The organism is Pseudomonas fragi (assembly GCF_025426255.1).
GTDB lineage: Bacteria > Pseudomonadota > Gammaproteobacteria > Pseudomonadales > Pseudomonadaceae > Aquipseudomonas > Aquipseudomonas kulmbachensis.
In genome coordinates this window covers 1,739,565-1,753,854 of the sequence record NZ_CP104861.1, presented here as the reverse complement: position 1 = coordinate 1,753,854, position 14,290 = coordinate 1,739,565, and the positions used below count along the sequence as shown (strand labels likewise).

At 49.8% G+C, this 14,290-nt stretch carries 14 protein-coding genes; 4 read left to right on the top strand and 10 right to left on the bottom strand.

Annotation, left to right across the window (positions count from 1 at the left end; translation table 11 throughout):
- The first annotated feature begins 101 nt into the window (after positions 1-101).
- On the top strand, positions 102-1,292 hold the full coding sequence (locus N7D90_RS08210; protein ID WP_261741690.1) for a benzoate/H(+) symporter BenE family transporter: 1,191 nt from the start codon (positions 102-104) through the stop codon (positions 1,290-1,292).
- Between the two features lie 4 nt (positions 1,293-1,296).
- On the opposite strand, the gene N7D90_RS08205 is transcribed toward N7D90_RS08210, so the two are convergent.
- The gene (locus N7D90_RS08205; protein WP_261741689.1) at positions 1,297-2,058 is read right to left on the bottom strand and encodes an SDR family oxidoreductase; all 762 of its coding nucleotides are present in this window, start codon (positions 2,056-2,058) and stop codon (positions 1,297-1,299) included.
- A 195-nt stretch (positions 2,059-2,253) separates the two neighbouring features.
- Here N7D90_RS08205 and N7D90_RS08200 point away from each other — a divergent pair, with 195 nt between their 5' ends.
- Positions 2,254-3,258 (top strand): NADP-dependent oxidoreductase, encoded by a 1,005-nt coding sequence (locus N7D90_RS08200; protein WP_261741688.1) that lies wholly within the window; start codon positions 2,254-2,256, stop codon positions 3,256-3,258.
- A gap of 48 nt (positions 3,259-3,306) precedes the next feature.
- On the opposite strand, the gene pyrF is transcribed toward N7D90_RS08200, so the two are convergent.
- Positions 3,307-4,005 carry an orotidine-5'-phosphate decarboxylase gene (gene pyrF, locus N7D90_RS08195; RefSeq protein WP_261742401.1) on the bottom strand — a complete coding sequence of 233 codons (699 nt, stop codon included), beginning with the start codon at positions 4,003-4,005 and terminating at the stop codon, positions 3,307-3,309.
- 228 nt (positions 4,006-4,233) lie between these two features.
- Between pyrF and N7D90_RS08190 the strand changes: the two genes are divergently transcribed.
- Positions 4,234-4,401, top strand: coding sequence for a DUF2897 family protein (locus N7D90_RS08190; RefSeq protein WP_019826736.1), 168 nt, complete (start codon positions 4,234-4,236; stop codon positions 4,399-4,401).
- Between the two features lie 139 nt (positions 4,402-4,540).
- Entirely contained in the window at positions 4,541-5,104 is a 564-nt protein-coding gene (locus N7D90_RS08185) for a TetR/AcrR family transcriptional regulator (protein ID WP_261741687.1), read from the top strand.
- A gap of 67 nt (positions 5,105-5,171) precedes the next feature.
- Here the strand turns inward: N7D90_RS08185 and N7D90_RS08180 are convergent, their stop codons facing one another.
- From N7D90_RS08180 to N7D90_RS08145, 8 genes are all read right to left on the bottom strand, one after another.
- Positions 5,172-5,501: a ComEA family DNA-binding protein gene (locus tag N7D90_RS08180; protein ID WP_261741686.1), complete on the bottom strand. Its 330-nt coding sequence runs from the start codon at positions 5,499-5,501 to the stop codon at positions 5,172-5,174.
- A gap of 109 nt (positions 5,502-5,610) precedes the next feature.
- Positions 5,611-7,602: a polysaccharide biosynthesis protein gene (locus N7D90_RS08175; RefSeq protein WP_261741685.1), complete on the bottom strand. Its 1,992-nt coding sequence runs from the start codon at positions 7,600-7,602 to the stop codon at positions 5,611-5,613.
- A gap of 120 nt (positions 7,603-7,722) precedes the next feature.
- On the bottom strand, positions 7,723-8,739 hold the full coding sequence (locus N7D90_RS08170) for an MraY family glycosyltransferase (protein WP_261741684.1): 1,017 nt from the start codon (positions 8,737-8,739) through the stop codon (positions 7,723-7,725).
- On the bottom strand, positions 8,733-9,722 hold the full coding sequence (locus N7D90_RS08165) for a UDP-glucose 4-epimerase family protein (RefSeq protein WP_261741683.1): 990 nt from the start codon (positions 9,720-9,722) through the stop codon (positions 8,733-8,735). The genes N7D90_RS08170 and N7D90_RS08165 overlap by 7 nt, the downstream gene beginning before the upstream one ends.
- Complete coding sequence (locus N7D90_RS08160) at positions 9,719-10,879, bottom strand: glycosyltransferase family 4 protein (RefSeq protein ID WP_261741682.1); 1,161 nt, start codon at positions 10,877-10,879, stop codon at positions 9,719-9,721. The genes N7D90_RS08165 and N7D90_RS08160 overlap by 4 nt, the downstream gene beginning before the upstream one ends.
- Positions 10,880-10,881: 2 nt before the next feature.
- A complete protein-coding gene (locus N7D90_RS08155) occupies positions 10,882-12,096 on the bottom strand; it encodes a hypothetical protein (protein ID WP_261741681.1) in 1,215 nt (404 codons plus the stop codon).
- Positions 12,097-12,101: 5 nt separating this feature from the next.
- Positions 12,102-13,010, bottom strand: coding sequence for a glycosyltransferase (locus N7D90_RS08150; protein ID WP_261741680.1), 909 nt, complete (start codon positions 13,008-13,010; stop codon positions 12,102-12,104).
- The gene (locus N7D90_RS08145; RefSeq protein WP_261741679.1) at positions 13,001-14,290 is read right to left on the bottom strand and encodes an O-antigen translocase; all 1,290 of its coding nucleotides are present in this window, start codon (positions 14,288-14,290) and stop codon (positions 13,001-13,003) included. The genes N7D90_RS08150 and N7D90_RS08145 overlap by 10 nt, the downstream gene beginning before the upstream one ends.

Here is a 14,290-nt window from a genome sequence, read left to right as displayed (position 1 = left end):
ACGGTCATATACGAGCCCGTCTGTATCGCAATGAAATGTAACCTTTCCGTTTAGGCTTGCGCCTTGCTCGAACTCTTATCAAAACCAAGGAAGACCATTCCATGACCGACGCCACGCAGACGCGCTTGCACCCACTGGCAGACACCTCTCCCTCAGCTGTAGTCGCAGGCTTTATCGCCATGATGACCGGCTATACCAGCTCCCTGGTCCTGATGTTTCAGGCGGGCCAGGCTGCAGGGCTTACCAACGGGCAGATTTCTTCGTGGATTTGGGCGCTGTCGATCGGCATGGCTGTTTGCAGCATAGGCTTGTCTTTACGTTACCGCACACCGATTACCATCGCCTGGTCAACACCTGGCGCCGCGCTGCTGATTACAAGCCTGGGCGGTGTCAGCTACGGCGAGGCCATTGGTGCCTATATCACCTGTGCGGTACTGGTGATTATCTGCGGCGTGACCGGCAGTTTTGAACGTCTGGTCAAACGCATCCCCTCGTCACTGGCTGCCGCCTTGCTGGCGGGCATCCTGTTCAAGATCGGCAGCGAAATCTTCGTCGCCGCGCAGCATCGTACCGGCTTGGTCCTCGGGATGTTTTTCACCTACCTGATCGTCAAACGCCTGTTGCCACGCTATGCCGTACTGGCGGCGTTACTGATTGGCACTCTGCTTTCAGGCATGCTCGGGTTATTGGACTTCAGCGGTTTCGCCCTTGAACTGGCCGTCCCGGTGTGGACTACGCCTTCATTCTCACTGGCTGCGACCATCAGCATCGGCATCCCTCTGTTTGTGGTCGCCATGACCTCGCAGAACATGCCGGGAATCGCCGTACTGCGCGCCGATGGCTATAACGTCCCGGCTTCGCCACTGATCACCACCACCGGCGTGGCCTCATTGCTGCTGGCCCCTTTCGGATCCCACGGGATTAACCTTGCCGCGATCAGTGCCGCCATCTGCACCGGCCCGCATGCTCACGAAGATCCGAAGAAACGCTACACCGCAGCTATGTGGTGCGGGATTTTCTATGGTATTGCCGGGGTTTTTGGCGCCACCTTGGCCGCGTTGTTTGCAGCCTTGCCCAAAGAACTGGTGCTGTCGATTGCGGCACTGGCACTGTTCGGCTCGATCATGAACGGCTTGAGCATTGCCATGAGCGAAGCCAAGGAGCGTGAAGCAGCCTTGGTCACCTTTATGGTCACCGCATCGGGCATGACCCTGTTCTCGATTGGCTCGGCCTTTTGGGGAATTGTGGCCGGCGTGCTCACCTTGATGATCTTGAATTTCAAAGCACGCTAACCGATCAAATCGCCAGCGCCCCTCCATCCACAGCCAGCGCATGGCCGGTGGTAAACGCGGCGCCGTCCGAGCACAGGTACAGGACGGCGCTGGCTACTTCTTCGACCTTACCGATACGCCCCACAGGGTGCATCGCTGCGGCAAACTCGGCCTTGCGCGGATCGGCCTCATAGGCTCGGCGAAACATATCGGTATCGATCACCCCAGGGCATACGGCATTCACCCGAATATGCTTCTTGGCATATTCAATGGCAGCAGATTTAGTCAGTCCAATCACCGCATGCTTGGACGCCGAATAAATACTCATCTTCGGCGCGGCGCCCAGCCCCGCTACGGACGCCGTATTGACGATCGCCCCGCCACCCTGGGCCAGCATCAATGGCAACTGATACTTCATACATAACCAGACGCCTTTGACGTTTACCCCCATGATCGCGTCAAACTCGTCTTGCGTGCCGTCAGCCAGTCGACCTTGTTCGATTTCTATCCCAGCATTATTGAAGGCATAGTCCAGACGACCGTAGGTGCTGATCGTCATCTCCATCAGATGTTTTACCTGAGTTTCAATAGTGACATCGCAGCGTACGAAAACTGCGGATCCACCTGCTGCTTCAATTTGTTCAACGGTGCCTTCGCCGCTTGTCACATCCAGATCAGCCACCACCACTTTCAAGCCCTCGCCAGCAAACGCCAGAGCCGTGGCCCGGCCGATCCCTGCACCAGCACCCGTGACCACTGCCACTTGCCCAGCAAACGTGATGCCCATTGTTGTAATCCTCAGGTGAGTGCAACTGCGCCCGGAACAGTTCAGGCACGGCATTCTGCTTATTTATCGCAGTGATAAAAGACTGCCTACAACCATCACCAAAAATGATAAAAGCCTATTCGTGAAGGCTCATTCACTTGCTCTAAAACGCAAGAAGGACTATCAACAGTCATCCATTTGAAAAGAGTTACTGCAATGACTGACCAGACAAACCGCCAATTCCTGCTCGCTAAACGTCCAGTCGGCGCAGCAACCCGCGACGCCTTTACCTTTCAGCAAGTCCCGGTCGTACAACCGGAAGACGGCCAAATCCTGGTCAAGAACGAGTACCTGTCCCTCGACCCGGCTATGCGTGGCTGGATGAATGAAGGCAAATCCTACATCCCGCCAGTGGCGCTTGGCGAGGTGATGCGCGCCTTGGGTGTCGGCAAAGTCATAGCGTCTGCTCACCCAGGCTTTGCTGTCGGTGATTACGTGAACGGTGCACTGGGTGTACAGGATTACTTCGTCGGTGAACCACGCGGTTTCTACAAGGTAGATCCGAAACTGGTGCCTTTGCCTGTGTATTTATCCGCGCTGGGCATGACCGGCATGACCGCCTACTTCGCATTGCTGGAAGTAGGCGCACCGAAAGCCGGTGATACCGTAGTGATTTCGGGTGCAGCCGGAGCGGTGGGCAGCATTGCCGGTCAAATTGCCAAGCTTAAAGGTTGTCGTGTTGTCGGTATTGCAGGCGGGAAAGAGAAGTGCGCATTGCTCACCGAAGAGCTGGGCTTTGACGGCGCGATTGACTACAAAAGCGAGGATGTAATCGCGGGGCTTAAACGTGAATGCCCTAAAGGCGTGGATGTGTTTTTCGACAACGTTGGCGGCGATATTCTCGACGCAGTACTTAGCCGTCTAAATTTTAAAGCCCGGGTCATTATTTGCGGTGCAATTAGCCAGTACAACAACAAGGAAGCCGTGAAAGGCCCATCCAACTACTTGTCACTGCTGGTCAATCGCGCACGTATGGAAGGTTTTGTAGTGATGGACTATGCCGATCGCTATGCAGCGGCAGGTCAAGAAATGGCGGGATGGCTGGCCAAAGGCCAACTCAAAAGCAAAGAGCATATTGTCGAAGGGCTTGAAACTTTCCCGGAAAGCTTGATGAAACTGTTTAACGGGGAAAACCACGGCAAGCTGGTTTTGAAGGTCTAACACTTGAACATTCTGTGGGAGCTGACAGAGCAGCTCCCACAGATCGCTTTAAGCCAGCTCAGCGACCACAGCAGCCAGGGCTTTGGCCGGATCAGCCGCTTGGCTGATTGGACGACCGATCACCAGATAATCAGAACCCGCATCCAACGCCTGGCGCGGAGTCAAAATACGGCGCTGGTCATCCAGAGCGCTGCCGGCTGGACGAATACCCGGGGTTACCAATTTCAGAGTCGGGTGGGCCGCTTTCAGCGCTTGCGCCTCCAGAGCGGAACACACTAACCCATCCATCCCGGCCTTCTGCGCCAAGGCTGCCAGGCGCAACACCTGCTCCTGGGGCTCGATATCCAGGCCAATGGCGGCAAGGTCTTCGCGCTCCATGCTGGTCAACACAGTGACGCCAATCAGCAGCGGCTGCGGGCCACTACGCTTGTCGAGCACTTCGCGGCAGGCAGCCATCATGCGCAAACCGCCCGAACAGTGAACGTTAACCATCCACACGCCCATTTCAGCAGCAGCTTTAACCGCCATTGCTGTGGTATTGGGAATATCGTGGAACTTGAGATCCAGGAACACCTCGAAGCCTTTGTCACGCAGAGTGCCGACAATTTCCGAAGCACAGCTGGTGAACAGCTCTTTGCCCACTTTCACGCGGCACAACTTGGGGTCCAACTGATCAGCCAGTTTCAGTGCGGCGTCACGCGTTGGGAAATCCAGGGCGACGATAATAGGAGTCTGGCAGTCGGACATTAGCGGGTTCTCAGGCTGGTCGAAATCGGCGCGCATTGTAGCGGAACCAGCCGCTCACCGGCACCCGATGATCGTAAATTCACGTTTTTAGTCAATCCCAAGGGAATAACGCGCGCTACGGGATAACCGTCCTACAATGGAAGCAATGAAACAGACTCACTCAATATGATTCACGGCAACCCACTACGCAAATCCTGCCCCGTGAGTTTCCAAGTTCAGGAGAACACTATGCCCTGGTATGCCTGGTTAATTCTTATCGTCGCTATTGGCGCCATCGTGGGTGGGCTGATGACCCTGCGCGACACGGCTAACAAGGTTGAGCTGACCGACGAGCAACGTAAACGCGTAGCCGAGCGCAACGCAGAAATGGACGCCAAGGAATCCAAGGACAGGTAATCAGCTCAGCAGTTGGGGCCAGCGTTCCGAAAGGATGAGTTCCCAAGGGTAAATGCCTACACGTTTTTGAACAAATCACCCCATGCATATCCTTGGAACTCACCGTTATGATGGCCCATTACACATAGAGACACCTGCCATGCGCTACTCACAAGATCATAAAGCCAATACCCATCAGCGCATCGTTAAAGAAGCATCCGGGCTGTTTAGACGGGATGGCATTGGCGCAACGGGCCTACAGCCCCTGATGAAATCCCTGGGCCTGACACACGGTGGTTTCTACGCTCATTTCTCATCCAAGAACGACTTGGTAGAAAAGGCACTGCAACACGCCGCAGGCGAAGTTGACGGCCTCTGCGCAGAACTGTTCAGTCAGCCACAACCGCTGCATGCCTTTATTGACGCCTACTTATCTGACTGGCACCTCAATTCTCCCCATGAAGGCTGTCCCTTGCCGACCATGTCTAGCGAGATGGCGCAACAAGGGCAAGCCAGCGCGACCACTGACTACGTAATCGATGCCAGGCTCAAACAGATCCAGGCCACACTAGAAGGGCCAGACGCAGACGACCAAAGTGTTGTGATATTCGCAACCCTGGTTGGGGCACTGGTTCTTGCGCGTGCAGCAGAAAGCACAGAACTCAAAGAAAAAATACTCAACGCAACGCGTGACGTTTTAAAGCAAGCGGCAGTAGAGGCTTGAATATTCCCGCTGGATAAAAAACAAAAAAGCCAGTCAATGACTGGCTTTTTGCGCTCAACTGCTCGGCTTAGTTAACCGCTAACTTATTCCGATTTTTCTCAAAAATAACTTTCCCTATGCCTTTGACCTCAAGCAGTTCATCGGCCGAAGTGAAGCTACCATTGGCTTCACGGTACGCCACAATCGCCTTGGCTTTAGCCGCACCGACTCCAGAGAGTTCACGCTGAAGCGTCGCCTCATCTGCAGTATTGAGGTTGATTGTCATCACCGGCACATCTGGCGCAACCTGCGCAGCCACCACCGGTGCAGCTGGTGTGGTTGAGGGCGCAGCGTGAGCCACGCTGGAAACACCTGCCATCAAAGCCAAAAAAATCGAAGAAAGAAAGGCAATACGCATAAGTGACACTCCAATACATCGTTAAGTGGAAACAGCTTTCCTGAGCTGTATTCCAAACGTAGGCGATGGGTATCGAGTGTCAAAAATCAGTACATTGCAGCGTGTGTAGTCAAGATGGCTCAGCACGACGTTGTTGATAGATCCAGTCCACAATTTCGCCCTCGGGGGCATAGCCACTGACCGTCTCGCGTAGCAATTGGCGAACCCGGACGTAATCGTCCTTATCAACGGCATCAAGCAGTTGCGACAACCGCTGCTTAAGTTCATCCCAAGACAACATGTCTTCATTCGCACACATGATCATCGGGTGTTGCGTAGCCACTACGTTGTCACCAATCAGCAACTCTTCGTAAAGCTTTTCGCCGGGCCGCAAGCCCGTAAATTCGATCTCAATATCACCATGCAGGTTTTTTTCGGAGCGAACACTCAAGCCGGAGAGGTGGATCATCTTCTCTGCCAACTCGACAATGCGCACAGGCTCCCCCATATCGAGAACAAACACATCGCCGCCCTGCCCCATCGACCCGGCCTGAATCACTAGCTGAGCCGCCTCAGGAATAGTCATGAAGTAACGGGTGATCTTGGGATGAGTCACTGTCAGCGGCCCACCGGCCTTGATCTGTTTGTGAAACAACGGAATCACAGACCCGGAAGAACCCAGTACATTGCCAAAACGAACCATGGTGAATCGGGTTTTATTAACCCGCGACACATTGGCTGCATCATCAAACAGTACTGGCGCTACTTCGCGACTGAGAGCTTGAAGCGTCATCTCGGCCAGACGTTTAGTGCTGCCCATTACATTGGTCGGCCGCACAGCCTTGTCGGTGGAAATCAGAACGAAGTTTGCGACACCCGCCTGCAACGCGGCCTGAGCGGTATTGAGCGTGCCTATAACGTTGTTCAGCACACCTTCGGCAACATTGTGCTCAACCATGGGGACGTGCTTATAGGCTGCCGCGTGGTACACCGTGTTGACATGCCAGGTCTTCATCACATCCAGCAATTTGTGTGAATTACGCACCGAACCCAAAATCGGCAAGACCTTCACCGAAAGCGACTCGCGATTAACTCGCTGCTCCAGCTCACCAAGAATGTTGTAAAGATTAAATTCGCTATGTTCGAACAGCAGTAACGTAGTCGGTCTCAGAGCCAGGATCTGACGGCACAGTTCTGAACCAATAGACCCACCTGCCCCCGTCACCAGCACACACTGGCCTTTAATGCAGTGCTCCAGCAACTCACCTTGCGCAGGTACCGGATCACGGCCTAACAAATCGGCAATATCCACTTCCTGAATATCGTCAACCTTGACCCGGCCACTGGCCAAATCCATAAAGCCTGGAACACTGCGAACGTGGAGCGGATAACCTTCAAGCAAACCCAGGATTTCACGACGACGGCCACGGGACGAGGAAGGAATCGCCAACAGTACTTCCTGCGCGCCCGTACGACCAATCATCTGCTGAATGTGTTCGGGCTTGAATACCTGCAAGCCAGAGATGATGCGATCAGAAATATTTTCATCATCATCAATAAACGCCACAGGCCGCATGACGCGCCCCATGCGCAAGGCTGCGACCAACTGATTACCTGCGGCGCCGGCACCGTATATGGCAACGCGCGGCAAGCCATCGTCGCGACTGGTAAAGGGCACATGCTGAACGGCGGTAAACCAGTCGCCCAAAAAGTATTGACGCATGGCAAGCCGCAAACCACCGAGCATGACCAGGCTCAACCACCAGTAATTGAAAATGATCGAGCGCGGGACGACATTCGCAGGCGTGCTGTACCAGTACATCACCACGGCCAAAACCAACGAAGAAAGGCTAACGGCCTTGATAATTGCGATCAGCGCATCGTTGCCAAAATACCGCATCACCGCGCGGTACATGCCGAAACGGATGAAAAAGGGGATGGCTACTATTGGAGCTGCTACAAATAGCCAAAAGTGCTGTTTAACGAGGCCCAGCACATCGTCAATGCCCAGGCGCACCACGAACGCCAGCCACAGGGCAGCCCAGACCAGCACTACATCCGTTGCAACCTGTATCAGCCTTTTTTGCCGCCGAGGAAGTTGGAGTAACCATTGGCGAAGCATTTAAATATCCTTTTCAAATAAAGCGAGCAACGCGTTCAAAACTTAAGCGTTGCATACCAAAAACCTTAAAGAACGCATTTATCTCCATAGCAACATAAAAATGGAGTGAGAACGCGCTGATTAACTCTCGCGTTGACCGGCCTTGAAACGCAACGCCAAGAGAATCAGCGGTACATAGGCTACCAATAAACCGGTAAAGCCATCGATTTTCCCCAAAGCCACCACGACAGCAATCGGTAACAGCCAAACCACATTTATACCCGTCACTGCCCAACTGACAACTGAATGGCTACGGTATTGACGTGACGCAAACTGGTATGCATGGCTGCGATGAGCCTCGTAAACCCTGTCACCTTTGAACAATCGGACAAGCAAGGTACAGGTTGCGTCGACAATGAACACACCCAACAAAATCAACCAGCCCCAGAGCAATTCAGGGCTGACCCACGCGGCTTGTAACGACAGAAAACCCAGAGTGATGCCCAGAAAGCCACTGCCTGCGTCTCCCATAAAAATACGGGCTGGCGGGAAGTTCCAATACAGGAAACCAGCAACTGCGAAGGCCAGAGTGACAGGTCCCCATACAAAACTGGTGTACCCGCAAAGAGCGTAAAGAAGCGCACCACCAAGGCAAACAAAAATTGCCTGCATACTGGCAAGCCCGTCGATCCCGTCCATGAAATTATACAAGTTCAACAACCAGACCAGATACACGCTGCCCAGCAAGTAACCCGCCCAGCCGAAATCGACAGCCATACCGAAGAAATGAATCGCCGGTAACCCATTGAGGAGGCTCATGGCGATTATCGCAGCAGTAAAATGCCCTAATAACCGCCAGCGTGCGGGAATATGACCATGATCATCGAGAAAGCCAACTACTGCCACCAGTGCACCCGGAACAACAATACCCCAGGTTACGCGCCATTCAACAAACCCCATCAAGGCCAAGACGAGCACGCCAAACAGGTATGAAAAAACAATGGCAACGCCTCCCCCCCTTGGGGTGGGAAGTACATGGGAGCTTCGAGCATTGGGAATATCAATCAAACTATTGGACAGAGCATACCGTCGCAATCCCGCAGTGCCGATCAGAGCCCCCAGCAAAACTAATGGTAAAAACCAATACAAACTCAACATGAGTGACATCCCAGGAATTCTTCGGCGGTTCTATTCAAAGCATCGTCTACTGAGACTGGAGGAGACCAACCGAGAACTGACTGAGTCTTTTGAGGGTCAACTTGTAATGAACCACACAGCCTTTGTGACAATGAGCGACGCCCGGTAATAATCGCACAGGCAATCAATAATCGAGCAGGAACGGGGATCAAACGGCTTTTCACACCTAGCGCTGCAGCCGTTTTCCTTAGCAGTTCCGTGGTCGATAGATCAACACCGTCGCTGGCCAGAAAAACTTCACCGGCCGCTTTGGGGTGGCTCAAACAAACAGTGATCAAACTGACAAGATTATCGATGGCTACCAGACTGCGCTTGTTATGAATAGCTCCAAAAGGCAGGGGAACACCTTTCTTGATCCAGCCCATCATGCTTCGAAAATTTGCCTTCACACCGGGTCCGTATACCAACGTCGGGCGTATTATGACGACTTCCATCCCCGTTTCAGCTGAAACAACTCGCAGGGCTTCTTCTGCCTCTTGTTTGGAAACACCGTACGGGTCAGAGGGAGCAGGCAAATCTTCCGCGGTGAAAGGGCGGCCGCCGTCAGTGCTCTCACCATTCACTTTTACAGAGCTGATAAATACGAAACGCCGGACCCCGGCTTCAGCGGCCTGACGCGCAAGGCGAAGAGTGCCGGCAACATTAACCTTTCGGAATTCGGCCAACGCATCCGAAGCAACCTCGTTCATGACATGAACTCGTGCGGCAGTGTGGACGACCACAGCACAATCCTTTAAACCATCACGCCAGTCGGTTGTAGAGGATAAATCCGAAATATAAAAAGTCCCTGCACTGGACTCACAGCCCTGTGCTTTTGACCGCACCACTGAAAGCGGGACATAGCGCACATCATTATCCAGGGCCTTGACCAATGCAGAGCCTACAAAACCCGTAGCTCCGGTAATCAGGACACGCAGAGCCTCAGGACTTGTTTCGATAGTCAATTAAAAAACCTCTTGTATTCTTTGATCAGCAATTCAGAACAGATGTTCGATCCAAAATCGCGAATTGCACGATCTCGAGCAGCAGCACCCATTGCAGAAAGCCGTTGGGCGTCGCTCAACACTGCAAGAATTCCTGCTTTAAGCGCGGCAGAATCTTTCACGGGTACTAAAACCCCCGTTTCACCATTCACAATCGCATCGGACAACCCATAAATATCGGTACCTATCGCAGGGGTTCCCATTGCCGCGGCTTCAATAACTACAGTGCCGAATCCTTCGCGATAGCTGGGCAGGCAAAGCAAGTCCGCAAGTGCCATATACTTCTCCGGCTCGCTGGAGAAACCCACTGTTTTTATCCTGTCACGCACTTGAGCATCATTGACCTGATTGACAATACTTTCCCCTACAGACTCAAAGGGACCGACCAGAACCAGAAAAACCTCATGATTCTCCTTGACGATGGCACTGAACGCCGAGATCAGTTCGTGGACACCTTTATCAGGTGTAATTCGCCCGACAAATAACAATATTTTTCCAGTCTCTGGAATATTCAAATCAGCCCGCAGTGTCTGTAACTCATCCGCGCTGTATCGCTGTGGATCGAATCGCTCAAGGTCAATCCCCGCCAATGAACCTGCACCGATAACGGATATCTTCTCAGCCTTGATAATCCCACTGGACACCAAAAACTCTCTCTGACTCGCACTGTCTGCATAACAATGCGTGTTCAAGCGGGCAATAACTTTGTCGCAGAACTTCAAGATGGAGCGTTTAACCCCGGTTGTTGTCACCCAGGGCTGGCCCGTAAATGTGTGTAGCCTGACAGGTGTCCTTGCAACACAACCGGCTATTGCACTAAGCAGTCCGGCCTTGGGCGTTGTTGAATGGACAATATCAAATTTGCATTTTTTAAAAACACGACTCAACGCCAGCAAGCTGAAAAAGTCTTTTGATAAGTTGATGGCGCGTTCAATATTAACAGGGCGGTACGTGAAACTTTTATCCAACGCTAATTTATCACTCATCTCATCAAGGCTGGTTATTACAGTCACAGCCATACCAGACGAACTCAGCGCTTCGATTTGCGCTTTCAACTGAGTCAAAACAAAAAACGGAACAGTTGAAACTCGAGCAATTTTAAGCTTATCGATCTGCACCCTCAATCTCCCTGAAGACATGTATTGGATTTTTGAGCGGAAGCATAAAAATAGAACACAAACCCAAAAATCGGCATCACTTGCAAACCTTTAAAATTAACCACTAGAAAAATACAGACGAGCGCCAAGGCAAAGGCTCTTATATTATAGCTACCGGGATAGCGATGAGAAATCATGAGCCCTACAAGCCCAAATATATTAAGAGCCATAAAAACAAAAACAGATCCCACACCAGAATAATACAGCAACCGCAAGTATCCTACATCGGTCCCCATATAATACCTTAATCCGGATACGCCAGAGTCAAAATACTGCCCCACACCCAGCACATAGACTTTCAGACTATCAGGAAGCACATACATACTTGCCAATGCGTCGACGCTGGCACTATGAAAACTGCCACGACTTAAAAAATTTCGAAAAATCTCAGTTGCTTCATAGAGTGGTCCACTGTTGACAAGCACACTCAACACACACATAACCAACATCGAAATAGCAAGATATATTTTTGACTTCACCCCTTGCTTTAACACACCCAACACCAAATACGGAATAATGGCGCTTCTGGCCACAGCCATTGATATGGGCAATATCAGCAAGAGCAGTAACATTCTAGAAAACGAATTCTGCACAATCAGTAAATAATAAAAAGTGGCAGTGACAAGCGTCAGCGCGCCACCAACATGAAACAGCCCAAACCCTATAGCTCTGAGTCCAAAAATATGCTGGAACACATCCGCTGATCGTGGCGAGATAAAGCCAAGTAAAAAACTGTAAATATCAGCACTCAGCATTGAAGCGCAGATAATTAAAAGCTGGACCAACAACCATAGAAGCAATGCAGCACTTTGCTCCCTTACGACCACATACACCACATAGCCAAAAAAAACATTAAGCAAAATTTTAGCAGAAACAATAAAATGGAAAGCAAGATCCTTTGTTGTCCCGTCCCCCATTAAAAATGCAACTACTCCACCTAGCAACCAACAACTGAACAGCGTTACAAAAACCAAGGAAAAAAATAAATTCTTCGCTTGAAATCGCAAGAACCCCATCAAGTAGAATGGTACAAGCAGTATCGCCATCGGTACTTCAGTCGCATAGATGCGCGGAAAACCTATTACGACGAGCAATACAAAAACTGCTACTAGAGTGGCGCTGCCTTTAGCACGTGTATCAGACGCCCCTAGGTCGACCTCGACACTAACACTTTTCAATATTATTACCTTATGCTTTCCTTGGGACCGACCTTTACTCTAACTTTAAAAGTCTCGATAAAGATTTTCGGCCTAAAGTATTTAACGTTTTTGAAAAGAAAACAGGCTACACTCCACGGTAAAGTGCGCACAGACTTACACATTGCAAGTGCTGTCACTAAAAAATTGGCATACAAGTCCTTTCGCAAGCTTTTATCATCATCAAAATACTCACAAACATCAGAAAAATATAAGTTATACGCTTTGATTTTCCCATTTCGGCTTGAAAGATATGATGCCCCATTAGCATTGCACCTGTATTTAACATATGCCTTGTTCAAAAATACGCCTCTACCACCTCCTATCAATGAGTCCATAGCAAAAAACCATTCCATGAACTCACGATCGATCATAGCTTTACGAGAGGATCGTCGATATGCATATGAGCCATGCACAGCAATAGTCCCCCATCGCGCCAATTCAGAAAGACCAAAGAAAAATAATTCATTAACAGGTTTATCTGGAAACTGTGTTTCCGAGTAGTATTGTCCATCATCGGAAAAATAAATAGCTTTATGCATTACTATATTGACGTCAGGATAGCCCACAAAAACATCAAACTGTTTCTGCAATTTACCAGGCAACATTACATCATCACCATCGAAGTGAAAAACGATATCTCCTTTGGCCATCTTATGGAGCCCATGATAATTTGCCGCAGCCCCTACGTTTTCAGTCCTCAATAAAAGATTGACTTTAGAGTCATTAATATAACGATAGTCTTGCAACGCTTTCTGCGTGCCGTCAGTGGAGCAATCATCAGATATAATTAACTCATAGAGAAAATCAACTTCTTGAGACAAAATACTATCCAAACATTCGACAATGTAATCTTTCTGATTATAACAAGAGACCACAACACTAACTAATTGCACTTCCCACTCCCTACACGATAATTTAAATACACAAAAAAGCCTACCATGGACATAACAAAATAAATCACATTCATTATGATGTGAGCCATGAAGACCCCTTTCAAAGACATGCCTTGACTCAAGAACAAGCTACTCAAGCTCATGAACAGCAATCCTTGAACCACCTCAGAAAACAGATATACCTTCAAGGAAGATCTTGCGATAACAACAAACCCTATTACATAAGAAGAAACCCTGAAAAAATCCCCTACCAATTGATATTTGATCAATTCCTCCAGCGCGGAAAAGTTACTCGATAGCAGTAAAGGAATAAATGTTACCCTACATAAATAAAGCGCTGACGCTCCAACCAAGAAGACCGTCATAACAATTGCTATAAATCTAATAACCGTAGAGGATATTTCTTTTTTTCCATCCAGCTTTACAATAAGCGGCATGAAGTAGACAGCTAAGAAAACAGTGAAAAAACCCATGTAAGCGCTGGATAACTTGATAGAACCCTGCCAAATACCCGCAGCGTCCAAACCAGCATTACTTATCAACTGCGCCCTAACTATAATTTCAACCAGCGGCACACTGACAGCCCCAACACAAGCCATTATTGTATATATAGACAGGCGACTTACATTCGCACGCAAGGAACTGAAGAGCAGTGTCCTGTTAAAAAATACGGACTTTCTATAAAAATAATAGGCTGGCAATGTGTACGAAAAATAAAACAATACAATTGACAGCGCCGCTCCCGCAAAATGTAACTTTGACACCAACACCCAGGCAATTGGAAGCACTAGCAAGTTTCCGCTTACTTGGATAAGTGCATAGCTTCTGGTGTCCATCAAACCATTTGCGACACCTGTCACCAGATTTGTAAATCCAAACCCCATCTGGGCCAAAGCCAAAACAATGATCAACCAATATTTTGAAGAATCACCGAATATATAGAACGCTATTTTTTCAGATAAAAGACAACCCGCCACCGCAATAAAAAAACTAAAAACAAAGGAATAAACCTTGACCGAAGATACAAATATCAGCAGCTTTTTTCTTTCATTTTTTAGTGCAGCTACATATTTTATCACACCATTTACAACGCCTCCTCCCGCAATCAAGGAAAGAATTGTAACCACACTCATAAAATTACCAATCTGACCCAGACCTTCTGGACCTAAATACACCGCAATCAACTTTAAAAGTAAAAAACCTCCCCCTATTTTTGATAACTGCGCAGCCGTTGTAAGTACGGCGCCATAAAAAATATTACGCCCGCTAAAACTGGCCAC